The organism is Porphyromonas sp. HMSC077F02 (assembly GCF_001815465.1).
Classification (GTDB): domain Bacteria; phylum Bacteroidota; class Bacteroidia; order Bacteroidales; family Porphyromonadaceae; genus Porphyromonas_A; species Porphyromonas_A somerae.
In genome coordinates this window covers 26,137-48,923 of sequence record NZ_KV820687.1, presented here as the reverse complement: position 1 = coordinate 48,923, position 22,787 = coordinate 26,137, and the positions used below count along the sequence as shown (strand labels likewise).

The following is a 22,787-nucleotide window of genomic DNA, read 5'->3' as shown; positions in this document are numbered from 1 at the left end:
ATCTATGAGTCAACTTTTTCTAGGACAAGACAGGGGAACATAAAAAACCTTCCCACCACCCTACGACCCCTTGCGGGTCGGACAATCTTTTCAAAAGACTAGAAAAAGGAAGGGGCTCAACCAACGGCTGAGCCCCTTTGAACTATCTGAACGAGTGAGATATTAATAGTGGTTACCCTTCTTCATCTCCTCTTCGTCAAACTTATGGAAGTCTAGCTTACGCCATGCATAGAATATGTAAGCCAGTACGAATGGGATCACTAGCGATGCGTAAGCCATTACCTCTAGCGTGTATTGGCTAGAGCTACTATTGCGAATCGTTAGCGAGCTCTGTAGGTCAGCAGTAGTTGGGTAGTAAGCTGTATTGTTCCAACCTGCCATCAGTAGCAGCACCGTCACTACGAGTACTACACCGATGCCCTCGTACCAAATACCCTTATTAAAGTGAGGCTTGAAGACAGTCAGTAGGATACCCGCCAATACTCCCACCACTCCTAGAAGCATTACTACAAGTAGTACAGGCTGCTGTAGGAGGTTATTGAGGTACTTGTACTTCTCCATAAACACCTCGCCAGTAGCAGGGTCTACTGCAAAGCCTTGAGTGGTTAGTAAGAAACCAAGGAAGGCGAGGAAGAATACGAGGAAGATGATCGCATTTGGAAGGATACGCTTGCGAGCAGCCTGATTGAGCTCCTCATCGCGTACGTTATTGACGAAATAGAGTAGCCCAGTGGTACGGGCAAGGAATAGCACTGCAAGTCCTAGAACAAGGTTCCAAGGATTGAGCACCGCCTCAAGTCCGTGAAGCATCACGCCATTGTAATCCTGCCAAGTAGAGACAGAGAGGTTGCCACCAAGATTGGTGAGGTTGGTTCTATCCACTACGAAGTTAGCACCAGTGAAGAAGGTACCTACGGCAGCACCGATGAGCAATGGGCCGAGTACTCCATTGAGGAATAGTGCCCACTGATAGGTCTTCTTGCCAAATACATTACCCTTCTTATTTTGGTACTCATAGGATACTGCCTGAATAACGAAGCAAAATAGAATGAGCATCCACACCCAGTATGCTCCGTAGAAGCTAGTGGAGTAGAAGAGTGGGAAGGAAGCAAAGAAAGCACCACCAAAGGTGACTAGTGTAGTAAAGGTGAACTCCCACTTACGACCTGTAGAATTGACCAGCATCCTCTGCTGTAGTGCGTTTTTGTGCAGTGAAAAGACAAAAGTCTGACCACCCTGTACAAAAAGTAGAAACACGAGAAGACCGCCAAGCAGTGAAATGATAAACCACCAGTAGTCTTGTAGAAAAATTAACTTATCCATACTGTATCCCGATTATTTCGCCTCGTTTTGAGAGTCGTTTGAAACATGATTTTTTGGTCCCTTCTTGATCGCATGGATCATGATACTTAGCTCGGCAATGAGCATCAGTGTAAAGAGGACTAGGAAGAGGGTAAAGGTGGTCTTCACTGCACCTGCTGCAATGTTGGAGACAGCGGCCTGTACAGGAAGAGCATCCTGAATAGTCCATGGTTGGCGACCAACCTCTGCTACTACCCAGCCTGCTTGTGAAGCGATATAGACTAGTGGGATACTGATGATCATTACCCAGTGGTACCAACGCATATTCATAAACTTCTCCTTATTGCGTCGGAGCATAATCAATGGCACTAGGCAGACCAAAATAAATAGCATTCCTAGCCCTACCATGATGCGGAAGCTGTAGTAAAGCATTGGGATATTGGGGATCAGGTCCTCAACATTATCGAAGTAACCATATCCAAAGTGCTCATAATTGGCATCTAGGATCTCTTTCTGAGCAGCTGCTTCAGCCTCGTTGCCAGCCTCTTTGGCAGCACGATAGTCGGCAAGTGCTTGGATAGCGATCTTACCTCTCTGGATACGCTCCTCGGCAGATAGCGCTATGGTACCATCGGGCTTGGTATAACCACCCTCTAGTATGTTTTTGATACCAGGTACGTAGGCGTTGGGGTCGTTGAAAGAAAGAATTGAAAGCCCGCTAGGAAGTGCGATATTAAAAGCGTAGTCGCTCTTATCACTTGCCCAATCGGCTTTTTTCTTGTCGCTATTCACGATACCAATGACGCTGAGAGGTGCCTTTTCGCTACCTTCATACATATTCTCCATAGCAGCGAGCTTCATAGGTTGGTAGGTAGCTACATGGCCTGCAGAGAGGTGACCTGTGGCGATGGTAAGAATCGCTGATACCAAACCAAGGGTGGCTGCTAGCTTGATGCTCTCAAGTGCAAACCTTTGATTGCGCTTGCGGAGTAGGTAATAGCCGCAGATACCCATAACCACGATAGAGCCTAGCATCCAGCTAGAGATCACTGAGTGGAAAAACTTTGAGACAGCCACAGGAGAGAGGGCTACATCGCTGAAGCTGATCATCTCGTGACGCACTGTGTCGGGGTTGAGTGCTGCACCGGTAGGGTACTGCATCCAGGCATTGGCCACCAAGATCCAAACAGCTGATAGTGTAGCACCACCAATGGTGAGCCAGGTAGAGGCGAGGTGGAACTTCTTCGACACCTTGTCCCATCCAAAGAACATCACTGCAAAGAAGGTGGCCTCCATGAAGAAGGCAAACATTCCCTCAATCGCTAGGGGAGCTCCGAAGATATCACCAACGAAGTAGCTGTAGTTGGACCAGTTGGTACCAAACTGAAACTCTAGAATAAGACCAGTGGCAATACCTGCTGCGAAGTTGATTCCGAAGATCTTTTGCCAAAACTTGGCAGTCTCCTTCCAAAAGTCGTCCCCAGTACGGTAGTACTTAGTCTCGGCGAGTGCCATAATAAATCCCATTCCTAGTGTGAGCGGAACGAAGATCCAGTGGTACATCGCTGACATCGCAAATTGTAATCGCGACCAATCGATAAGTGCACTTAGTAACATAGTAGGTAAAAATAATGCTGATATATTGTTGTTGTATTATATTATTTAATGTGTGTGCGACTACTCCTCACCTCCCTCAGGTGTGATCGTAGGGGTAGCAGTTGGCTCAATAGCCCTATTCACAAGCTCATTCCGCACATACTCTTGTCGGCCCTCCTTAGTCTTGGACTGCTCCTTGAGGAAGTTGGGGAAGAAAAATAGCCTGAGTACGCCAAAGAGGATCAGCAACTTAATGATATTGAGTATCCAGAGAGGCTTACCCCACGTCATACTCCTTAGCCCTTCTTTCCATAGCTGTATCAGTTTGGGGAAGAAGCCCTTCTTGAGGGGGACTAAGCTATCACCACTGGTGGCTTGTTCCTTGTTATTATCAACAATCTCTTTCACGGCAGGCTTGTTATTTCTTTTTCTTATGGTAATGAATTCGTGTGCTAAATTATAAAACATTATGCACACTACCAAATAATAACCCCCTTATTTTGTTGTTTTTTCACATTGTCGCCTATCTTGTTATACAAAACGGGGCTTTTCAGACGAAAAGCCCCGCATGCTAACAACTATAGGTTAGCCGATAGTATCACTTAGAATAGGACTCTAGCAGTTACAGAGAATCCCTTTTCCTTGGTGTTGATGTAGTCATTAAGGACTTTTGCTGCACCCTCAAACTTGTAGCTATCGCTCATCGCTGCATTGAATGTGGCAGAGATCTGTAGATACTTGAGTACCTCTACGCCGATACCAGCATTGAGACCAATTCCTAGTTTATTGGCCTTGATGTCGTTTGAATTATCGAGCTTAATATCACCTACATTAGTATTGAGTGCAAAGTTGAAGCTAGGGCCAGCAAGGATGAAAAAGCGTGCTGCGGGGATACTGAATACATAGCCTTTCACATTGACCGGTATCTCAATAAGGTTGCTCTTTAGGCTTAGAGCATCCTTACCTGCCATATCAAAGTTAGCACCCTTTTGTGCATAAAGTACGCCAGCCTCAAGTGCTAGTGGAAATATGGGGAGCTCGTATTCAACCATAGGGCCGATGTGGAAAGCGGTGAATAGGTCGCTCTTGTAATCATCTGCCTTGGTGCTGAACTTGCTGAAGTTGGCACCACCCATCACGCCCCAGCGGAGGCCACCTTGAGCTTGTGCCGTGAGTGAGCTAGCAAGTCCTAGGATAATAACCGAAACAACGGTATAAATTCTCTTCATAATCGTTCTATATTTATGATTAATAAACTATTTGTCGTCGCAAAGATATTCAATTTTTATGAGCCGATAAAACGAATAGTCAAGGTCGACACATTATAATAAGGTATTATCCAGTGGTATTCATTGGAGAGCCTATGGGGAGAGCCCCCCCTTTGTCTAGGCAAGAAAAAGCGTAGGTCCAAAACCACCTTAAAGCACCTCCAAAATCCTCTATGCTAGTAAGGCTAAAGTGGTGATGCAACTAAGCAATCGGCGAGTTGCAACTAAGCATTTGCCGAGATGCAACTAACCGATTGCTTAGTTGCATCTCGGCAAACGCCTTTGTATGGCATTGATTTACAATCGGTTGTAAATGGGGCTACAAACACCCCGTTTTAGCTAGGTTTTCACTTTGCTCATTTAATGCGTAACCACTATCTGATAATCAGGGCTGAAATGTTAGGATAAACTTGCCGTATGGCAGGCCCTCTTCCAAGTGCCTATTAGGGTTCCCAGACCTCTAATGCTTGCCTAGGTGGTATTGCCTATTTTACTTTGTGCATCATTCTCATAAAGCACGTCATTCAGCAACGTCAAGTAGGCGATATCCCAAATCATTTGACCATTCTAGTTATATTGGTTGTGTAGACTATCCGCATTAATCATCGTGACATAAGAGAATAAAATACCTATATGTAGGTATTGTGGGAACATTATTGCCTTTATATCTTTGCAGTGCTAAATAATTTTTGAATATATATCTCAGATAATTGGGATATTTTTATTAAGAACCATATTCGCCATACGCTAGTTATGCTTTTTCGACGTTCGACGATTATTCTCATTTTATTCTTTTCTTGCGGTTTAGTTTATGCCCAAGAAAAAGACAGTAATACTGTTTCTCAACAGACTACTCAATCAGTTGATACCCTTGGAGCTATTAGAGATGATGGCCTTATTGATGAGGTGGTAATTTACTCTCGTCCGATATTAGGTAGCAAGTTTCAAGCAAGGAACCGCACTGGTTCTGCTTACTTTTTGTCTCCTAGTGAGCTAGCTAAGTTCAATTATACCGACATCAATCGCATGCTCAAGAGTGTGCCGGGCGTCAATATGTATGAAGAGGATGGCTTTGGTCTTCGCCCCAATATCAGTTTGCGTGGAACCAAGGCCGAGCGAAGTGAACGTATCTCACTTATGGAGGATGGTATTCTGATTGCTCCCGCTCCTTACTCTGCACCAGCAGCCTATTACTTTCCGAGTGTAGCGAGGATGAGTGCTGTGGAGGTGCTGAAAGGGAGTAGCCAGGTGCAGTATGGCCCTTTTACCACGGGCGGTGCCATCAACATGCTTTCGACTCCTATACCTACCCACTTTACTGGGAAGTTCAATGCCTCTTACGGTAGCTTTGATACCGCCAAGGGACATATTATGATCGGTGATCGTAGGGGTATATTCGGATATATGGTGGAGTATCTTCGCCATCAATCCAAAGGATTTAGGAGAGATGAGCCTGATGAGCGTATTGGTTTTAAGCGTAATGATGTGGTGGCGAAGTTCGGGATTAGTACCGATCGTTTTTCGGGTGTTAATCATAATGTAGAGCTGAAGTTGGGCTGGGCGAATGAGGATTCCGATGAAACCTACCTTGGGCTTAGTAGTGAAGACTTTGCTCTACGCCCTTATTTCAGGTATGCAGGTGCCGATAAGGATCACCTCAAGACACAGCACTTTCAGAGCGTTTTGAGCCACATATTGATGGCCGAGAATGGTCTAAAGATTACCTCCAATCTATACTATAATTACTTTTTTCGTAATTGGTATAAGTTGAGTGACGTGAGGGTAGGTTACCTGAAAGAGGAAAAGCGCTCCATAGGTCAGGTGCTGGCCGATCCAGAGACCAATCACGAATACTTTGAGATCCTTACGGGGCAGCGTGATTATATTGGTGAAGCACTTATGGTGCGTGCCAATCGGAGGAAGTACTTCTCTAGAGGCATTCAATCCAAAGCAGAGCATAAGTGGCGCCTAGGAGAGAGCTACCTTACTGTAGAGGGCGGCATTCGGTATCATGAAGATGGAGAGGATCGCTTCCAAGAGGACGACGGTTACTCTATGCAGTCGGGTGAGATGAAGCTCTTCCGCCCAGGAGACCCTGGAAGTCAGTCTAACCAAGTAACGACAGCCCGTGCATGGAGCGGTTATATCTTAAATACATGGGCATGGAACAATCTAACGATTACCGCAGGTTTACGCTATGAAGATGTGGTTTTGGAGAAGCGGAATTATACCAAGCAGGATCCAAGGCGGTCAGGTCGTATTCGTATTGAGACCCCTAATTCGGCTCGAGTGTGGTTACCTGGGGTGGGGGTGAACTACAAAATCATCCCCGAAGTATCGGTATTTACAGGCGTACATAGAGGTTTTGCCCCTCCAAGTGCCGTTTTGGATCAAAAGCCTGAGAGCTCCACCAATGTGGAGGCTGGTTTGCGTATAGCTATATCTGGCTTGCACTTTGAGGTGATTGGCTTTAATAATAACTATCAAAATATGCTTGGAAGTGACCTTACAGCAGCCGGTGGGCAGGGGACGATGGATCAATTTAATGTCGGTGCCGCACTGGTAAGGGGTGTAGAAGTATTGCTCAACCTTGACCCTATGCCCCGTCATTGGGTGGTACGTGCCAATACTCAACTTTCCTATACCTATACCGACACCAAGATGAAGAACGACTTTACCAGCTCCGCGTGGGGTGATGTCCATGCAGGTGATGAAATACCCTATATTTTTAAGCACTCATTCAATGGGCAGTTGGGGGTCACCTCCAAGTGGGTAGATCTCAATGTTGGTGTGCGTTTCAATGGAGATATGCGTACGGTGCCAGGGCAAGGGACAATGGCACTTAGGGAGACTATTCCGCACCATACTATTTGGGATGCCACCATTCGAGCAAAGGTATATAAGGGTGTTACACTCACGCTAAATGCCATTAACTTAGCGAATAAAGCCTACGTGGTATCGCGTCATCCTTCAGGGATGCGTGCCGGTCACCCAAGAGGTATTTATGGGGGCGTGGAGGTGAAGTTTTAATCAGCTAATTTGTAGTATATGTATATTCAGTGGGTTGGTATGATGCCACTGTGAGTGATCAATAGATATGATGATGAAGAATATATTCCAGCGACAGCACCTCTCAATGCTTCTACTCCTTTTGCTCTTTTGTAGCCAAGGGACCCTCTTAGCACAAGAGAGCAATGAGAGAGAAACCGTTACTGGGGTGGTGAGCGACCAAACAAGCTTACCCCTTCCTGGCGTGCTTGTGGAGAATAAAAGCAATGGGAGTAGGGCGGTTACCAATGCAGAGGGTAGATACAAGGTGTATGGCACCAAGGGGGATAAGCTAAGTTTCCGCTTTGTTGGTATGGTAACTAAGGTGGTTACTGTCAGTGGATCCATTATGAATGTACAGCTGAAAGAAGATCAGACTCAGTTGGACGAAGTGGTGGTGACTGGTTACCAAAAAGTGCGTAGCAGAGTCTACACCGGTGCCGCAACCGCTGTGAAAATGGCGGAGATAAAGCTTGATGGCGTGCCTGATATGTCGAGGATGTTGGAAGGGCGTATCCCTGGTCTATCGGTACAAAATATATCCGGCACCTTTGGTGCTGCCCCAAAGATTAGCATCCGTGGAGGTGCCACCATCCTAGGTGATGCACAGCCTCTCTGGGTGATAGATGGTGCTGTGTATGAAAATATGGTACCACTGACTATGGATCAATTGGCCTCTGGTGATGCTGTGACGCTGATCGGTTCGGCGGTATCTGGTCTCAATCCTTCCGATATTGAGGATATTCAAGTGCTCAAAGATGCCTCTGCCACTTCGGTCTATGGTGCGCGAGCCCTTAATGGGGTGATAGTGATCACTACGAAGTCGGGCAGAAGGGGGATGCCACTAAGCGTTACCTATGCCACCGAAAATGCCTTTAGGCTAAAGCCCTCCTATAGGGAGTACGACCTCTTGGATTCGCAAGAGACGATGTCGCTCTACCAGGAGATGTGGGATAAGGGTTACTTTGGCGTCAAAGAGTCTTTATATGGCCGAAGGGGCGGTATATACCATCAGATGTATCGTGATATTCTAACAGTAGACCCTAATACTGGCAGTTATCTCCTGCCTAATACTCCAAAGGCGAGGCTAGAGTTTTTGCAACGCGGTGAGTATGCCAATACCGATTGGTTTGACCTCCTCTTTACCTACCGCCCCACCACTCGGCACACCGTCACTCTATCGGGAGGTGGCGACCATGTAGCTACCTATGCCTCTATTGGTTATTACCATGATGGCGGTTGGACCATTACGGATGGGGTGCAGCAGCTCACTGCCAACCTCAAGAGCACCTTTTACCCAAAAGAGGAGCTGAAGCTGACTCTTAGTGCCAATGGCAATATCCGTAATCAGAGAGCCCCGGGTACCATGCCACTAAGGCGGAATAGCCGGATCGGTGCTTACGAGCGCGACTTTGATATCAATCCATTTGCCTATGCGCTTAGCACTAGTCGTACATTAACCCCTTATGATGCCAATGGAAATAGGGCTTACTACCGCAATAATTGGGCTCCTTTCAATATCCTATCTGAGTACGAAAATAATCAGATGCAGATGCGGGTGATAGATTTCAAGTTGCAAGTCGAAGGAAGTTATAAGCCTATCCAAGAGCTCGAGGTGGGAGGCCTCGTCTCTATCCGTAGGGCAGCAACCAATACCCAGCATGAGGTGAAGGAGCAGTCTAATGTGGTATTGGCCTATCAGGCAGCAGAGACTCCTACGGTAGCCCATGAAAACTTCTACCTCCTTAACGACCCAAATAACCCTGCCTTGCAGCCAAAGGTGGCTCTTACTCACGGTGGCATCCTCAATAAGACCGAGGTGGGGATGACCAGTTTTTTGGGTCGCTTATCGGGCGACTACAATAAAAAGGTAGATGAGCACGATATCCGACTCTTTGGTTTCAGCGAGTTGCGTAGTACCGAGCGCTTTATCACCCCTTTCCAAGGTTATGGAATCCAGTACGATAAAGCTAATCAAGTCTACCCCAACCCCAAAGTCTTTGATAAGCTCGCGCAGGAGAATACACCCTACTTCTCGCACAGAAGCATGGTGGATAGGGGCATTACCTTCTCGCTCAATGCCACTTATGGCTATGCAGGTAAGTACATCTTTAATACGGTGCTCAATTACGAAGGTGCCAATACTTCGGGCAAGGGAGCTAAGGCTCTCTGGTTGCCCACTTGGAATATAGGTGCTAAGTGGAATCTTGATCAAGAGGAGTGGCTCAGTAACCACTCCACCATCTCCAAACTGGCACTCCGCGCTAGCTACGGTCTTACGGCCAAGATGAATGAGGAGGCGATCAATACCAGCAATATCTTCCGGATGGGCATCACCAATCGGCTCCACTTGGAGGATAGAGAGAATGCACTCTTACTTGACCAATTGGAGAATAGAGACCTCACGTGGGAAAAGATGTATGAGCTCAATGTGGGTCTTGAAGTGGGTATGCTAAATAACCGCATCAGCGGTACATTGGACCTATACCAGCGCAATACCTTTGATCTTATCGACCTCGTACGTACCTCAGGGGTAGGGGGGCAGTACTATAAATATGCCAATTTTGGTGATATGACCACCCGAGGCGTGGAGCTAGGGATTCACTCCAAAAACATTGTTACAGAAAATTTTTCCTGGAGCAGTAGTCTCACCATTAGTGGTATGAGCCAGATGATTACCCGTCTACTCAATTCGCCTAATGCCTTTGATATGGTAGCAGGTCGTGGCAGGGGCAATCTAGTGGGCTATCCCAAAGGCTCACTCTTCTCATTCAACTTCCAAGGTCTTGACCCCAATGGATTACCTACCTTCGACTTTGGCCTTTACCAAAATAGCCAAGAGCATGCCCGGATTGTTGGTGCCGACTTTTTGGATACAGAGTTCAATAAGAGCTATCTCCTCTATCACGGTCCTATAGAGCCACAGGCAATGGGAGGTCTGATGAATACCTTTAGGTACAAAGAGTGGGAGCTCTCTCTTTTCATCACTATGCAGGCTGGGAATAAGATTCGGATCAATCCTACGTTTGACCCCCTCTATGCCGATCTCAACGTCTTTTCTCGCGACTACCGTGATAGGTGGCTGAGCCCAGGCGATGAGTACCATACCGAGGTGCCAGTACTCCCATCGCAATCTCTTATAGGAGCCATTGGGAGGGAAAATATTGAGCGAGCCTACAATACCTACAACTTCTCGCAAAATAAAGTGGCCGATGGTAGTTTTATTCGCCTGAAGAGTATCTCACTATCTTACACTGCCCAAAAGGAGCTTCTTGAAAGAATTCGCTTGAAAGGCCTATCAGTTAGGCTGAATGCCACCAATCCGCTGATGCTTTATGCCGATAAAAAGCTCAATGGACAAGACCCTGAGTACTACCGTACAGGTGGAGTATCCCTCCCCACACCCAAGCAGGTAACCGTATCAATGAGCATAACGTTTTGAAAATCATGAATAGATATCCATGGATCATAGGTGCCCTACTAGGGCTAATCACATTCGCTAGCTGTACGAAGTACCTAGATAAGAGCCCCAACTCCGACCTCAATATAGAGGTCGACAACGAGGAGAAGATTGCCGAGCTACTCACCGGTGCCTATCCCACAGCTAGCTATATTCCATTCCTTGAGCCCCGAACAGATAATGTGGGCTTCCGACCTTATGGTGAGCAGAATAGGCTCAATGAGGCAATGTACTTTTGGGAAGATTATGATCAAGAGGACCTGGATACGCCGTTAAATTATTGGAACGCTTGTTATCGAGGTATAGCTCAGGCCAATATTGCACTCGAGCTACTCACAAAGTACCCCAAGACAGAGCGTGTCAAGGCACTCTATGGCGAAGCTTTTTTACTAAGAGCTTATCTCCACTTTATGCTGGTGAATATTTGGGCAGAGCCTTATAGAGGAGCCGATGACCTCCATCCTGGTATCCCCTATCTGAAAAGCCCAGAGAAGCATGCCATGGTCGATTATGATAGAGCAACTGTAGCAAAGGTGTATGAGGAGATCGAGGCCGATCTCAAGCTGGGTATTACGCTGGTCAACGACCGCTTCTACCGCCATCCCAAGTTTCACTTCAATAAAAAAGCTGCCTACGCCTTTGCCTCCCGCTTTTATCTGCACAAAGGGGAGTGGCAAAAGGTGGTAGACTATGCCAATTATGTCTTGGGTGGAGACCCAAAAAGAGAGTTAAGGCATTGGACGGAGTATCAAAAGCAGTACGAATTTGCACGCCCACAGCTATTTAAAAGCTATGCAAGTGCATTGGAGCCTGCCAATCTACTCCTCTCCACTACCGAGTCGAGGTGGGCTCGTGAGCTTCCACGAGTGCAGTATGGACCTACTAAGGAGAGCGTAGAGGCCATCTTTGATAAGAAGGGGATTGAAAATGGTGGTAACTTCAAGCGACTCAACCAATCCAGTAGCTACCTCTTTACCCCCTCCCCCTTGCCACTGAAGGTGGGCCGATACATCTCAAAGTTTGATGAGGTGAGGAGTAACCTCGATAGTGGGCTCAAGCCGAGAGGGCTCTATGTGACCAATGTGTTATTTACTACTGATGAGGTACTGCTCAATCGTATGGAGGCATTGGCGATGCTCGGTGAGTACAATAAGGCTATTGACGACCTACAAGAGTACACACGAGGGAAGTTCGGCTTTACCCCCTACGTAGAGCGTTCTATCTACCTGACCACCAACCCCCAGAATTATCAGGTCTATAGCCCCTATTATCCCCTCACCATCAAGCAACTTGCATTCGTAAAGCTAGTGCTCGACTTTAGGCAAAAAGAGTTTTACCAAGAGGGGCTTCGGTGGTTGGATATTCGTCGCTTCCACCTCTCTGTGGCTCGTGATAGCAAGAGTAAGTATTACTTTCCCCTTGAGAAAGACGACCCACGCAAGCTTCTACAAATACCCAATGAGGCCATCAAACGAGGGCTCCAGCCCAACCCACGTGAGCGAAAAGAGTTAGATAGAAAGTAATTGATATGAGACCCAATAAGCAAACCAATAAGCAGCTAATCACCCTGCTGCTCCCATTGATAATGATAATTGCTGGGTGCCAAAATGCAAAACTAAGCGATACAAGCGTATTGGCTCCTGCAGCAGAGACCACCAATGAGAGTGAGCTAGACCAATGGATAACCCAATCCATTACCCAGCCCTATCAGATAGAAGTGCTCTACCGCTGGGACGAGAAGGAGCTACTTGGTACCTACGTTTACCCTCCCCAAGAGGAGAAGGTCAAGAGCGTGCTAGAGACCGTGAAGTATCTATTCCTAGAGAGCTTCGAGCTACCAGCCATCGGAGACCTTCACTACCTCAAGGGCAAACTCCCCATCCGTATCAAGATGTATGGCGGTCCCAACCTTGATCCTAATGGGGTAGAACTGCTCTACAACCCCCTAGGCACACCTGTAGAGATGTGTATCTACAATGTCAATAGCTTCGACCCGAGTGACCCCGAAAAGGTCTTCCTACTGATGCGAAGTGTCTTTCATCAGTTTGCCAAGCGGATGCTAGAGCTCTACCCCTACGATAGAGACAAGTTTTACCGAATTAGTGGGCATAGATACCTATCCTCTACCGAGCCAATAGCCATCCCACTAAGCTACCAGCAGAGTTACAAGGAACGGTTTGGTCTGGATACCTATGCCGGTAGGCGAGGATGCTACACAATGTACGCCTTGCTCTCCCCTGAAGACGACATGGCTGAGATGATAAGTGCCACCCTGCTCTCTACACCCCAAGAGATTGAGTATCTTTTTGAGGAGACAAGTATCCCTGACGGCGACCCCAACCCTGAGGTAGCAGAGAGGTATGCAAGAGAAGCGGCTTTGGCACATAATGAGTTGCTAGAGAAGCAAGCCTTTCTCAGCCAGTACATCAAGGTGCATTGGGGATTGGATCTCACAAAAGCCGAGGTGACTATCCTACGTAGAGTGGCGCAATTTATTCAAAGCAAAGAGGAAGAAGAATGAAAAAGATATACTATACTACTATTATTCCCCTCACCCTTGCACTAGCTAGCTTAGCTAGCTGTAATGGAAAACTACAGCAGGCATTCCATGAGAGCCCATCGGAGCGTGTGCAAGCTAGTATCTCATCGCTTCACGAGGAGCTTACAAGTAGCCCTAGTGGTTGGAGTGTTCTTTACTTTCCCCACTGCGATTCACTCCTCTTTTCCAATCCCAATGAGCTGATTGGCCAAACTGCCTTTCGTGGTCGTTTGGGTTATGGTGGTAGCAGCTTTGTGATGAAGTTTAGCAAAGAAGGCACTGTGGAGATGAAGGCAGACTTTACCGAAGCGAGCTGTGACGAACCTAAGGTAAGCAGGTATACCATCAAAAGAGGTAGCTACACTCAGCTTACCTTTGAGACCTTCAATTATATTCATGAGCTAGTCAACGACTCCTTCAGAGGATCAACCGACTTTCTCTATCAAGGGAAAAATGAATATGGTCAATTGGTGTTCCGAACTGCCGGCACTATCTTGCCCGCAAAGGAATACATCATCTTTACCAAGCTCAAAAGCGATGAGGACCCCCTTGCAAAGGCCTATCAAAACCGTCTCTTTTTCGAGGAGATGCAGAATCCACAGCTCTCTATTAGAATGGGTGATAGGGTGTACTTTGAGAGTGACAACTACATTAAAACTAAGGCTGAAACCAATCGCCCATATATTAAGGAGTTGACCACCAAGAGATACTACCTATTTCTCTACAATAAGAAGCGTAACCCAATCCCTGGTTATCCTGCACTTCAGATGGTGGGGCTAGGATCTGGTTATGCTGGAACTAGTGAAGGGATCACTTTTAGAGCTGGACTAAGATACAGCAAGGATATTGTGTTTATGGACTTTGAGCGGATAGATGATCGCTTCGAAGCGGAGTTGGTAAAGGTCTACAACCCTCACACTCGGGTGACAAGCTTAGAAAGTAAACACCTACATCCCGAAGGTATCCCCACAGGTGTGAAAGCTGTGATATGGGATGCCCCGATTATTAAAGATTAATATTCAATGATATGATACATAATACAAAGAAGCTTTTTCCACTACTGAGTGGTACACTCCTTCTGCTATGCGCTATGAGTTGCCAGCGCAACTATCATGATCCCGAGCCTGAGGACTATGCCACCCTTTTCCCCTTTAAGGGTATTGAGAAGCCAAAGATCTCGTACGAAGATCAAGTGCGTCAGGTTTGTGACCCCTATGAGGCATTAGAATCTTATAGTTACCCAGGGGTGGAGATTTCTGAAGGAAAGCGTAAGTACACCGTGACCCTTACCTGCCAATTTACCGAGCGTGGTGCGGTGCCCGATGAAGTTAATAGCCGATTTGTGGTAAAGTACATTGGCGAAGATAAGCAGATACACATCATCGGAAGTAGTACGAGCGTATCGGGTGCTGAGGAGATCATGACCCTTGAAGAGCCTTACGAAGTGACAATAGAGGCAGAGTCGGGGTATCCTATGTACCTTAGTGTCAATGGCACCGCACCTCGTGAGTCCAATATCACTGCCAGCATTAGGGCTGTGTCGGAAGATGGACTAACCGTAGTAAAAGAGTTGAAAGTGAGTCAAACACAAAATAGAGAGGGGCAAGACTATATTAGCCAGCCCTTCTGTGAATATATCATACTACCATGAAGAATTGTCTAAAGTATGCTTGGGTCTTTCTCCTTTTCGCTCTCTCAACATCGGGCTTATCAAGTTGCCAGAATAGATGGGAGGGGGAGACGGTGGAGAGTGCTTACAAGCTACCCGAATATCCCGATCCAGAGTATAAATTCAGTAGAAATGGGCGAAGTAGTGTCGATTACTACGAGTGTACTCTCCTAGATGAGCCCCTTCAGATTATCTACAGTACCTTCCTTCGGGAGGCGCGTATCAATAACGAAGGTAGTCGCAATACCGTTTACAACTACTTCCACGATGGGCTTTATGGATTGGTAAGCCCACAATCGGTGGTTGCCTCATCTGTGCTCCACCAAGCCGATAGGGCTGAGGTGATCAATGATATTGAGGATTGTTTTAGGGCGATAGAAAAGCTTAGTGGCCTAGGTACAGAGGCGCCTAATCTGACCCGTAACCAGAGAGCCTCCATCGGAGTGGCGGGGTATGTCGGCACCCACATTGGCGATGATTATATATTCTTTGCCACTCAAGATGGATTGGTTCCAGCAGAATATTATAGGGAGCTAGTGCGTGGTGCTATTTACCTTGATTTAATTCTTAATGTACACCTTGCAAGTAGCCTCTATGCACATGGAGAATTGCTCACTCGTCATGAGCACACCTACCTCCCCGATGGTCATAATTACACCGAGCTGGAGCATCATTGGGACCTAGCTTTTGGCTACTACACCCATTTTTGGCAGCCTCTTGTGAGCAGTATCAATCTACCTCTACTGGGCAAGAGCCGTATCCAGCTATACAATGCTTTTGCTCTGGGGCGCTGGGCATTGACCAACTATAGGTACGATATTCTGCAAGAGCAATTGCAATTGATTCGCATAGAGCTCTCTAAAGTGGTAGCAGTCCGTGCTCTACAATTGCTCCAGGGGAATATCACAATGGCCAACTATCGAGAAGAGCCAGAGAATGCTCTATTCTTCCTTTCCCAAGGTGTAGGAGCCCTTTACTCCCTCCAATTTGCCTGCGATAAAGAGGGGCAACCGCTCTTTTCCTATAGCGAAGTGAAAGCGATGCAAGAGCAGTTGCTTGCTGGCAATGGGCTATGGGATAGAGGCCAGCTCATCGGCAGTGATGGCAATACTGGCCTTCTCCATACTATTACTAAAGAGGTGGCTCACCGTTTTGAGCTCCCTTTGCAGGAGATTAAGTAGATCACCCGAATACATTCAAGCAGTTATATGAAGTTCAAAAATATCCTATCTACCCTTTCCCTCCTCCTTATCTTGGTGCTCAATGCTCCTAGCGCATTGGCTCAAGAGCTTAATAAGGAGCTATTGAAAAATGGGGGATTCGAAAAGTTTTACCGCAAAACTCCTCTTGAGGGCGAAGAGCCACAAGAAGAGTATATGTGGCGAAAGATCTATCCTCACCATTGGCGCTTTGATGATACTTTAGCTGGCACTAAGGTGCAAGGAGGTCACTCAGGTGGCTACTGTATTCTTTTTTATCTCAATGGTGGAAGTATCAGCTACCACGATAACGACTATTCCCAAGTGGGGCATATCCCCAAGAATAATATCATCCCCATTGAAGCTGGGGGCAAATATCAATGCTCCTTCTGGTACAGAGGCGACTATGTATTTAGAGCTAAAGTATGTGTGGTGATAGAGTGGTATAAAGATGACCAACTCATCAAAAAAGATAATAGCTTCAAACAATTCAAATACTACGTCCCCAAAGTAGGCGACAGTTGGCAGCAACATACTATCTCCGAGATCAAGGCCCCCGCCGGAGTCAATAAGGCAGCTTTTAGCTTAGTGGTAGAGGGCTCGGAGGGCAGTAAGTTCTACATCGATGATATCTCCTTTATGCAGGTGAAGAGAGGCGAAGAAGAGCCACAGCTACCAGCACCAGCCAACCTTTCGTCCAAAGCGATGCAGCACGAAATAACACTCACTTGGAGAGCCATTGCCGAGCCGGGAGTCACCTACCAAATACTTTGCGATGGGGAGCCAATAGGCGAGACTACCGAGACCAGCTTCATACATAAGCATCGTAAAGCCAATACCACATACAGCTACAGCGTTAAGAGCATTAAGGGTAGCCTTTTCTCACGCCCTTCAGATGTCATCAAGGTGCACACAGAGGGGTACCGACGCTCACCCAATGACCCTACGCGTGTGCCACATCTCTATATGATCTCTAAAGATGGCGAAGCACCAAGGCAGTTACCACTATTCTATACCGATCTCATCCTCGAAGGAGCCGAGATTAAGTACCAACTTGATGGGCAAGAGGTAACGCCTTCTGACGATTTTCTCCAATTAGATCCCGGAGAGCACTCCCTCATTATCTTTATTAAAGAAAAAGATCGTGAGCCGATAGAAATCACTTATTTCATCACCGTAAAGTAAGCCTGTAGAGAGATATGAAGCAAAGATTGTTACTACCACTCACAAGCACCCTTCTAGCGATAGTATTGTGTGGTGCTTGTCAAAATAATAAGGCACCCCATGAGCTAGCGCCTATCAAGGTCGGTGAGCAAGACCTCACTGAGGTGTCACTCAATAAGCAGACCACCCATACAATTATACTACAAGGAGGTACCGGAAAATACATCGCCAATGTGGAGAGTTCCAAGATAGCAGGCGTCTCAATTAGTCGCGACACCCTCCGCATTACAGGCCACCTCGAGGGCGAGACCTTCGCTACCATCCTCTCGGGCGACTACCGCCGTAAGCTACCCATACATGTGGTGGTGCCCCCAGTGAGTGTCAATATGGAAGAGGTGCGCCTCTACCCCACCGACGAAAGCCGCTTCATCTCACTTCAAGGTGGAGGGGATAAGGCAAAGCTGGTGATCGACGACCCAGAGGAGGCAATATCGGCAAGGTGGAATGCCAAAACCAGTATCCTAGAGGTCGATGCACACCATGAAGGGGTGGCGGTGGTGCATCTCATTTCAGAGGATGGCAGCCAAAAGAGCGTCACTATCACTGTCAGATGCAGTGGCACCGACCAGGGAGTAGGCCTCTATGGCACCACTTCGCGGAGCCTCTACCTAATGATGCGGACAGGCATGACCCTCAAAAGAGGTAATCGAAGCTTCACCATATTCAATGCTGCACAGCCCTACCAAGCAGAGAGGGTGGTTACCCTTTCACCCATCCCAACGGCACCTCACGTAGGAGAGAAGGTAAAGCTACAGATAAGCCTTAATAATCCACAGGAGTTCCGCCATACCAAGGTGAGAGATGGCAGCCACTCTCTAATCGTGGAGCAGGTAGATGCTACGAAGCAGTTGGTTACCCTCCGAGGAAAAGGTTTTAAGGTGATTATGCCCTACATCAAGTGATGTAAAATGGGCATCTTAGCCGAATCCCCACTATCCGGGGTATTCGTAATCTTTAGAGCACTGCAAATAAATAGGATAAAAAGGAGGTGAAAAGTTTAATTGTAACTAAGCAATCGGTGAGATGCAACTAAGCAATCGGCGAGTTGCAACTAAGCATTTGCCGAGATGCAACTAACCGATTGCTTAGTTGCATCTCGGCAAACGCCTTTGTATGGCATTGATTTACAATTGGTTGTAAATGGGGCTACAAAGACCTCACTTTAGCTGGGTTTTTCACCTCATTTTGCAGTTTGAACACTGAAAAGTGGAGCTCTTCGTGGGGTTATAAAAAGATTCGGTGCTAGACGAGCCCGACATGGACGAATTGCTTAGTCCACTACCACCTTAATTTACTCAGTTTTGGGTTTGCGGATATAGTGGGGCATCTCCTCGGGGATGATCATAGAGAGCTCGATAAATCCAGCGTAGTCACCTTCTTGGTACCACGGGATTTGGTAGATGAGCTTTTTGCGTGATCCCTTTGTGATGGTGTAGACGTGCTTCTCCTCGTGCGTCATCAGATGCTCCAGTAGGGAGCGGGCTGGCTCTGGGTGGCAGTCGAGTACGTTTTTGCCGATAAGGTCTTGCCCAGGCTTTAGGTTGACCTCTCTCGATTGTCCGTTCATCTCGATGATCTTTCCCTCTTTATCGCAGATAGTGACTGCGATATCAGCTTCTTCAAAGTATGGTATCATAGTGCTATATAGTGTTATAAATATAATGTGTATCTACTGATTGGTGTGCCAAAGGTACACAAGATTAGGGAATAATTGATTACCTTTGTAGCAAGAATGGAGGTGGCAGACCATTGACTTCCGTAGGAATATCATAATGGGCCTCCCTCTCCTTTCTCGATTGACCTATATTCAGACCGATGATCATGACTCAAGCAGATAACGTCTACGCAAATCTTTATTGTGTGATACTGGCCGGTGGCGTGGGGCGTAGGTTTTGGCCCTATAGTCGAAAGAGCTATCCTAAGCAGTTTTTGGACTTCTTCAATACAGGGGAGAGTTTGTTGCAGATGACCTATCGGAGAATGCAGCGCTGCATCTCTCCAGATCGTATTTTGGTGGCGACCAATATTCAGTATGAAGAAATTGTGCGGAAGCAGCTCCCTAACCTCCCGATGGAGAATGTGCTTTGTGAGTCTCAAAATCGCAATACTGCCTCCTCTATCGCCTATGCTACTCGTCACATTCATGCCATCAACCCTGATGCTGTGGTGGTGATCACCCCTTCAGATCATTTGGTGACGGATGAACCCTCTTTCCACACCTTGATAGGTGAGGCGGCCCAATATGCCTCTTGCACCGAGATGATCGTGACCCTCGGAATTAAACCAACTTATCCGGAGGTGGGCTATGGTTATATCCAAGCTCTGGAGTCGCCCGTTGAAGATGGGGGTGAGATGCTTAGCCACTGCTATCCAGTGAAGACCTTTATCGAAAAGCCTAATAGTGAGATGGCTCGGATCTTGGTGGATAGTGGGGAGTTTTATTGGAATGCTGGTCTCTTTGTGGCAATGACATCAGTGCTGATTGACGAGGTAAAGGCCCATGCTCCTGAGATAGCTGAGCGACTCTATAGTAAGCCCGAGGTGTGGGGAACGGCACGGGAAACGATCTATGTGCACGAGGTATTTCCCTACTGCCCAAATATCTCTTTTGACTATGCCGTAATGGAGAAGTCGCAGAAGGTGCTGATGCTGGTGGCGGATATGGGGTGGACCGATGTAGGTACGTGGTCAGCTACCTATCAGCTCACCGATAAGGATCAGAACGCCAATGCCACTATTGGAGCACACCAAACGATTTACAATGATAGTAGGAGCAACTTGGTGGCGATTAATGATCCAGAGAAGCTGGTGGTGCTACAGGGAATTGATAGTATGCTGGTGGTGGAGACCGATGATGTGCTACTGATTTGCCGACGTGGTGAAGAGGATAAATTACGTCAGGTGGTAGCAGAGGCACACGGGCTCAATGAAAAGTATACCGATTGAGTGATGCCTAAGAGAGACGAAGGAGGAGAGGCACCCCTCTACTCCCTAGACCATATACGGATGACCGACCTCAAGGAGTCGGAGCGTCCAAGAGAGAAATTGCTAACCCATGGGCCTAGAGCTCTGAGTGATGCAGAGTTGATGGCGATTCAGTTGGGAACTGGCTTGCAGGGAACCAATGCCCTACAGCTTGCCCACCTGATTTTGGAGTCGGCAGATAACAATCTATATCGACTCTATGAGTCTCTGCGTACAGGGTGTGCAATACCCATTAAAGGAGTGGGTATGGCGAAGAAAGCCAATATCCTTGCCTGCCTAGAGCTGGGTATGCGGACGGTGAACCACAAAAAGAAGTTGGACAATGAGGGAAAGCAGCTCACCAATAGTCAGATGATTTACGACTACATCTATACCGACCTGTATAATCTCTCGCACGAGGAACTTTGGATAGTGCTTTTCAATCAGCGACTGATTGCACAGCGGAAGATTAGGATTTCAAAAGGGGGGCTCACCAATTCAACCGCCGATATTCGGGTAATATTGAGTACCGCTCTCCGGCTTGAGTTACCGGCTTTGGCACTCGTGCACAACCATCCAGGAGGAAGTCTGCAACCTAGCCACGACGATGACGATGTCACGGATCAGCTCTACAAGGCGTGTCGGCTGATTGGGATAAGTATGGTGGACCATGTGATCTTTACCGACAATGGCTACTATAGCTATCTAGATAATGGGCGCCTAGGTGTGGGATTATAGTGTTAAGTTATTAGAGAATATATATCCATTTATATAGCCATGTCTACAGTGATTACTTGCCCCTATTGTGGGGCCTCTTTGGAGGTCACTATCGGTCATCATCAAGATAGTGCCGAGCGTGTGGTCTGCGACGAGTGCAAGCAACCGATAGCTGTGTATAAGACGGCTGCCGAGGCACTACAGCATAGAGATAGATCCATCAAAGCGGTTAGTATTGAGGAGGCCGACTTCTCGGAGGAGGGTACCTATCTGGAGATTATTGAGACGGAGTTTACTAAGCCTCAAACGATTCAGATTCCTGAGGGGCGAAGCCTCTTCGGTCGGTACAACCCTAGATCTTCCGCTCAGCTACAGGTGCTAACGGCCGACCCGAGTATTGATCGGCAACACGCTTACTTTACGCTCTCCAAAGATGGTCGGCTCGAGGTGATGGATAATGATAGTATGACCGGAACCTTTGTGAATGGTGCTGAGATTGATCAAGGGGAGCGGCGTCGGCTCTCTCAGGGCGATGTCCTTACTTTCGGAGCTACTACAGCCATCGTTCATCTTCCTCACGGCGAGGAGGATGAAGGGGATGAGTGGCTCGACTTTTGATGCTATTTTATAGTCGGCCCCTTCCCTTTTAGCATTCTTTATTACCCGATATTAAGAGAGGTGCTGATAATTCCTTATCTTTGCTAGCAATAGGTAGGGAGGGAGTGTTGTGTATTATAGTATGAAGGGGAGTCACCCAATGACGACCCCCCTGGTAAATCAGATAATTACTCGATTTAGATGGAAGAAAATAGAGTGGACGTGAGAGCTCTCTCGGAGCTAATAGAGCGTGAGAGTCACTTCTTGGATCTCTTGGAGAGTGGTATGAGCCGTGTGATTGTAGGGCAGAAGCACCTACGAGAGAGTCTTTTGATTGGGCTCTTGGCCGACGGTCATATCTTGCTAGAGGGTGTTCCTGGTCTTGCCAAGACTTTGGCGATTAAGACTTTGTCTGACCTGATGGATGCAAAGTTTAGCCGAATACAATTTACACCCGACCTGCTCCCTGCCGACGTGATTGGTACGCAGATTTATAGCCAGAAGAATGAGCGTTTTAGTGTGAAGCATGGTCCTATCTTTGCCAATCTAGTTTTGGCAGATGAGATCAACCGTGCACCCGCTAAGGTGCAGAGTGCTCTCTTGGAGGCGATGCAGGAGCGACAGGTGACGATTGCCGAAGAGACCTTTAAGCTCCCAGAGCCCTTCTTGGTGATGGCGACACAAAACCCGATTGACCAAGAGGGGACTTATCAACTGCCTGAGGCACAGAGCGACCGTTTTATGCTCAAGGTGGTGGTGGGCTATCCTACCAAGGAGGAGGAGCAACAGATTGTACAATCTCAGATCCGCAAGGTGAAGCCAGATGTGACCCCTGTGGTGACTATCGATCAGATACTTAAGGCTCGCGAGATCGTTCATCAAGTCTATATTGATGAGAAGATTCATCGCTACATTGTGGATATCGTCTTTGCTACACGCTTCCCTCAGGAGACGGGTATGCCTCACCTCGCTGGTATGATCAGCAATGGAGCCTCTCCACGTGCTTCGATCAACCTTGCTTTGGCGGCGAGAGCTTATGCTTTTATCAAGCACAGAGGCTTTGTGATTCCAGAGGATGTACGAGCTGTCTGCCACGATGTGCTACGCCATAGGATTGCTTTGAGCTATGAGGCGGAGGCGAATAATCTTGTCTCTGAGGAGATAATTAGCGAAATCCTCAATAAGGTTCAGGTACCTTGATACT

Annotated in this window: 18 protein-coding genes; 13 read left to right on the top strand and 5 right to left on the bottom strand. The window is 47.2% G+C overall.

The window, feature by feature from the left end; translation table 11 throughout:
- Positions 1-162: 162 nt before the first annotated feature.
- The 4 genes from HMPREF3027_RS08335 to HMPREF3027_RS08320 all read right to left on the bottom strand — a co-directional run bounded on the left by HMPREF3027_RS08335 (position 163) and on the right by HMPREF3027_RS08320 (position 4,127).
- Complete coding sequence (locus HMPREF3027_RS08335; protein ID WP_018029251.1) at positions 163-1,323, bottom strand: cytochrome d ubiquinol oxidase subunit II; 1,161 nt, start codon at positions 1,321-1,323, stop codon at positions 163-165.
- A gap of 12 nt (positions 1,324-1,335) precedes the next feature.
- On the bottom strand, positions 1,336-2,919 hold the full coding sequence (locus HMPREF3027_RS08330) for a cytochrome ubiquinol oxidase subunit I (protein ID WP_026161839.1): 1,584 nt from the start codon (positions 2,917-2,919) through the stop codon (positions 1,336-1,338).
- A gap of 60 nt (positions 2,920-2,979) precedes the next feature.
- Positions 2,980-3,306, bottom strand: a complete 327-nt coding sequence (locus HMPREF3027_RS09455; protein ID WP_244860747.1) for a DUF4492 domain-containing protein — start codon at positions 3,304-3,306, stop codon at positions 2,980-2,982.
- Positions 3,307-3,500: 194 nt separating this feature from the next.
- The gene (locus HMPREF3027_RS08320) at positions 3,501-4,127 is read right to left on the bottom strand and encodes a porin family protein (RefSeq protein ID WP_070708062.1); all 627 of its coding nucleotides are present in this window, start codon (positions 4,125-4,127) and stop codon (positions 3,501-3,503) included.
- A gap of 792 nt (positions 4,128-4,919) precedes the next feature.
- Here HMPREF3027_RS08320 and HMPREF3027_RS08315 point away from each other — a divergent pair.
- The 9 genes from HMPREF3027_RS08315 to HMPREF3027_RS08275 all read left to right on the top strand — a co-directional run bounded on the left by HMPREF3027_RS08315 (position 4,920) and on the right by HMPREF3027_RS08275 (position 18,207).
- A complete protein-coding gene (locus HMPREF3027_RS08315; protein ID WP_070708060.1) occupies positions 4,920-7,196 on the top strand; it encodes a TonB-dependent receptor family protein in 2,277 nt (758 codons plus the stop codon).
- 67 nt (positions 7,197-7,263) lie between these two features.
- On the top strand, positions 7,264-10,656 hold the full coding sequence (locus HMPREF3027_RS08310) for a SusC/RagA family TonB-linked outer membrane protein (RefSeq protein ID WP_371440878.1): 3,393 nt from the start codon (positions 7,264-7,266) through the stop codon (positions 10,654-10,656).
- Between the two features lie 5 nt (positions 10,657-10,661).
- Positions 10,662-12,197 (top strand): RagB/SusD family nutrient uptake outer membrane protein, encoded by a 1,536-nt coding sequence (locus HMPREF3027_RS08305; RefSeq protein ID WP_021903585.1) that lies wholly within the window; start codon positions 10,662-10,664, stop codon positions 12,195-12,197.
- Between the two features lie 5 nt (positions 12,198-12,202).
- Entirely contained in the window at positions 12,203-13,195 is a 993-nt protein-coding gene (locus HMPREF3027_RS08300) for a putative zinc-binding metallopeptidase (protein ID WP_070708058.1), read from the top strand.
- Positions 13,192-14,229 (top strand): DUF4302 domain-containing protein, encoded by a 1,038-nt coding sequence (locus tag HMPREF3027_RS08295; protein ID WP_070708056.1) that lies wholly within the window; start codon positions 13,192-13,194, stop codon positions 14,227-14,229. Before HMPREF3027_RS08300 ends, HMPREF3027_RS08295 begins: the two co-directional genes overlap by 4 nt.
- 11 nt (positions 14,230-14,240) lie before the next feature.
- Positions 14,241-14,864: a hypothetical protein gene (locus HMPREF3027_RS08290; RefSeq protein ID WP_070708054.1), complete on the top strand. Its 624-nt coding sequence runs from the start codon at positions 14,241-14,243 to the stop codon at positions 14,862-14,864.
- Positions 14,861-16,063 carry a DUF4856 domain-containing protein gene (locus tag HMPREF3027_RS08285; RefSeq protein ID WP_070708053.1) on the top strand — a complete coding sequence of 401 codons (1,203 nt, stop codon included), beginning with the start codon at positions 14,861-14,863 and terminating at the stop codon, positions 16,061-16,063. The genes HMPREF3027_RS08290 and HMPREF3027_RS08285 overlap by 4 nt, the downstream gene beginning before the upstream one ends.
- A gap of 27 nt (positions 16,064-16,090) precedes the next feature.
- Positions 16,091-17,266, top strand: a complete 1,176-nt coding sequence (locus HMPREF3027_RS08280; RefSeq protein WP_070708050.1) for a hypothetical protein — start codon at positions 16,091-16,093, stop codon at positions 17,264-17,266.
- A gap of 14 nt (positions 17,267-17,280) precedes the next feature.
- On the top strand, positions 17,281-18,207 hold the full coding sequence (locus HMPREF3027_RS08275; protein ID WP_070708048.1) for a hypothetical protein: 927 nt from the start codon (positions 17,281-17,283) through the stop codon (positions 18,205-18,207).
- 389 nt (positions 18,208-18,596) lie between these two features.
- On the opposite strand, the gene HMPREF3027_RS08270 is transcribed toward HMPREF3027_RS08275, so the two are convergent.
- Positions 18,597-18,941 carry a PAS domain-containing protein gene (locus HMPREF3027_RS08270; RefSeq protein WP_070708046.1) on the bottom strand — a complete coding sequence of 115 codons (345 nt, stop codon included), beginning with the start codon at positions 18,939-18,941 and terminating at the stop codon, positions 18,597-18,599.
- 185 nt (positions 18,942-19,126) lie between these two features.
- On the opposite strand from HMPREF3027_RS08270, the gene HMPREF3027_RS08265 reads away from it, so the two are divergent.
- The 4 genes from HMPREF3027_RS08265 to HMPREF3027_RS08250 all read left to right on the top strand — a co-directional run bounded on the left by HMPREF3027_RS08265 (position 19,127) and on the right by HMPREF3027_RS08250 (position 22,783).
- Positions 19,127-20,251 carry a mannose-1-phosphate guanylyltransferase gene (locus HMPREF3027_RS08265; RefSeq protein ID WP_070708070.1) on the top strand — a complete coding sequence of 375 codons (1,125 nt, stop codon included), beginning with the start codon at positions 19,127-19,129 and terminating at the stop codon, positions 20,249-20,251.
- A 3-nt stretch (positions 20,252-20,254) separates the two neighbouring features.
- Entirely contained in the window at positions 20,255-21,007 is a 753-nt protein-coding gene (locus tag HMPREF3027_RS08260; RefSeq protein ID WP_083317568.1) for a JAB domain-containing protein, read from the top strand.
- Between the two features lie 39 nt (positions 21,008-21,046).
- Positions 21,047-21,604, top strand: coding sequence for an FHA domain-containing protein (locus tag HMPREF3027_RS08255; RefSeq protein ID WP_070708044.1), 558 nt, complete (start codon positions 21,047-21,049; stop codon positions 21,602-21,604).
- Between the two features lie 180 nt (positions 21,605-21,784).
- Positions 21,785-22,783 (top strand): AAA family ATPase, encoded by a 999-nt coding sequence (locus HMPREF3027_RS08250; RefSeq protein WP_070708042.1) that lies wholly within the window; start codon positions 21,785-21,787, stop codon positions 22,781-22,783.
- Positions 22,784-22,787: the final 4 nt, after the last annotated feature.

Bases quoted from the DNA above. Each gene is read 5' to 3' on its own strand.
- HMPREF3027_RS08335 (WP_018029251.1), bottom strand. From the start codon at position 1,323: ATGGATAAGTTAATTTTTCTACAAGACTACTGGTGGTTTATCATTTCA.
- HMPREF3027_RS08330 (WP_026161839.1), bottom strand. From the start codon at position 2,919: ATGTTACTAAGTGCACTTATCGATTGGTCGCGATTACAATTTGCGATG.
- HMPREF3027_RS08320 (WP_070708062.1), bottom strand. From the start codon at position 4,127: ATGAAGAGAATTTATACCGTTGTTTCGGTTATTATCCTAGGACTTGCT.
- HMPREF3027_RS08315 (WP_070708060.1), top strand. From the start codon at position 4,920: ATGCTTTTTCGACGTTCGACGATTATTCTCATTTTATTCTTTTCTTGC.
- HMPREF3027_RS08310 (WP_371440878.1), top strand. From the start codon at position 7,264: ATGATGATGAAGAATATATTCCAGCGACAGCACCTCTCAATGCTTCTA.
- HMPREF3027_RS08305 (WP_021903585.1), top strand. From the start codon at position 10,662: ATGAATAGATATCCATGGATCATAGGTGCCCTACTAGGGCTAATCACA.
- HMPREF3027_RS08300 (WP_070708058.1), top strand. From the start codon at position 12,203: ATGAGACCCAATAAGCAAACCAATAAGCAGCTAATCACCCTGCTGCTC.
- HMPREF3027_RS08295 (WP_070708056.1), top strand. From the start codon at position 13,192: ATGAAAAAGATATACTATACTACTATTATTCCCCTCACCCTTGCACTA.
- HMPREF3027_RS08290 (WP_070708054.1), top strand. From the start codon at position 14,241: ATGATACATAATACAAAGAAGCTTTTTCCACTACTGAGTGGTACACTC.
- HMPREF3027_RS08285 (WP_070708053.1), top strand. From the start codon at position 14,861: ATGAAGAATTGTCTAAAGTATGCTTGGGTCTTTCTCCTTTTCGCTCTC.
- HMPREF3027_RS08280 (WP_070708050.1), top strand. From the start codon at position 16,091: ATGAAGTTCAAAAATATCCTATCTACCCTTTCCCTCCTCCTTATCTTG.
- HMPREF3027_RS08275 (WP_070708048.1), top strand. From the start codon at position 17,281: ATGAAGCAAAGATTGTTACTACCACTCACAAGCACCCTTCTAGCGATA.
- HMPREF3027_RS08270 (WP_070708046.1), bottom strand. From the start codon at position 18,941: ATGATACCATACTTTGAAGAAGCTGATATCGCAGTCACTATCTGCGAT.
- HMPREF3027_RS08265 (WP_070708070.1), top strand. From the start codon at position 19,127: ATGACTCAAGCAGATAACGTCTACGCAAATCTTTATTGTGTGATACTG.
- HMPREF3027_RS08260 (WP_083317568.1), top strand. From the start codon at position 20,255: ATGCCTAAGAGAGACGAAGGAGGAGAGGCACCCCTCTACTCCCTAGAC.
- HMPREF3027_RS08255 (WP_070708044.1), top strand. From the start codon at position 21,047: ATGTCTACAGTGATTACTTGCCCCTATTGTGGGGCCTCTTTGGAGGTC.
- HMPREF3027_RS08250 (WP_070708042.1), top strand. From the start codon at position 21,785: ATGGAAGAAAATAGAGTGGACGTGAGAGCTCTCTCGGAGCTAATAGAG.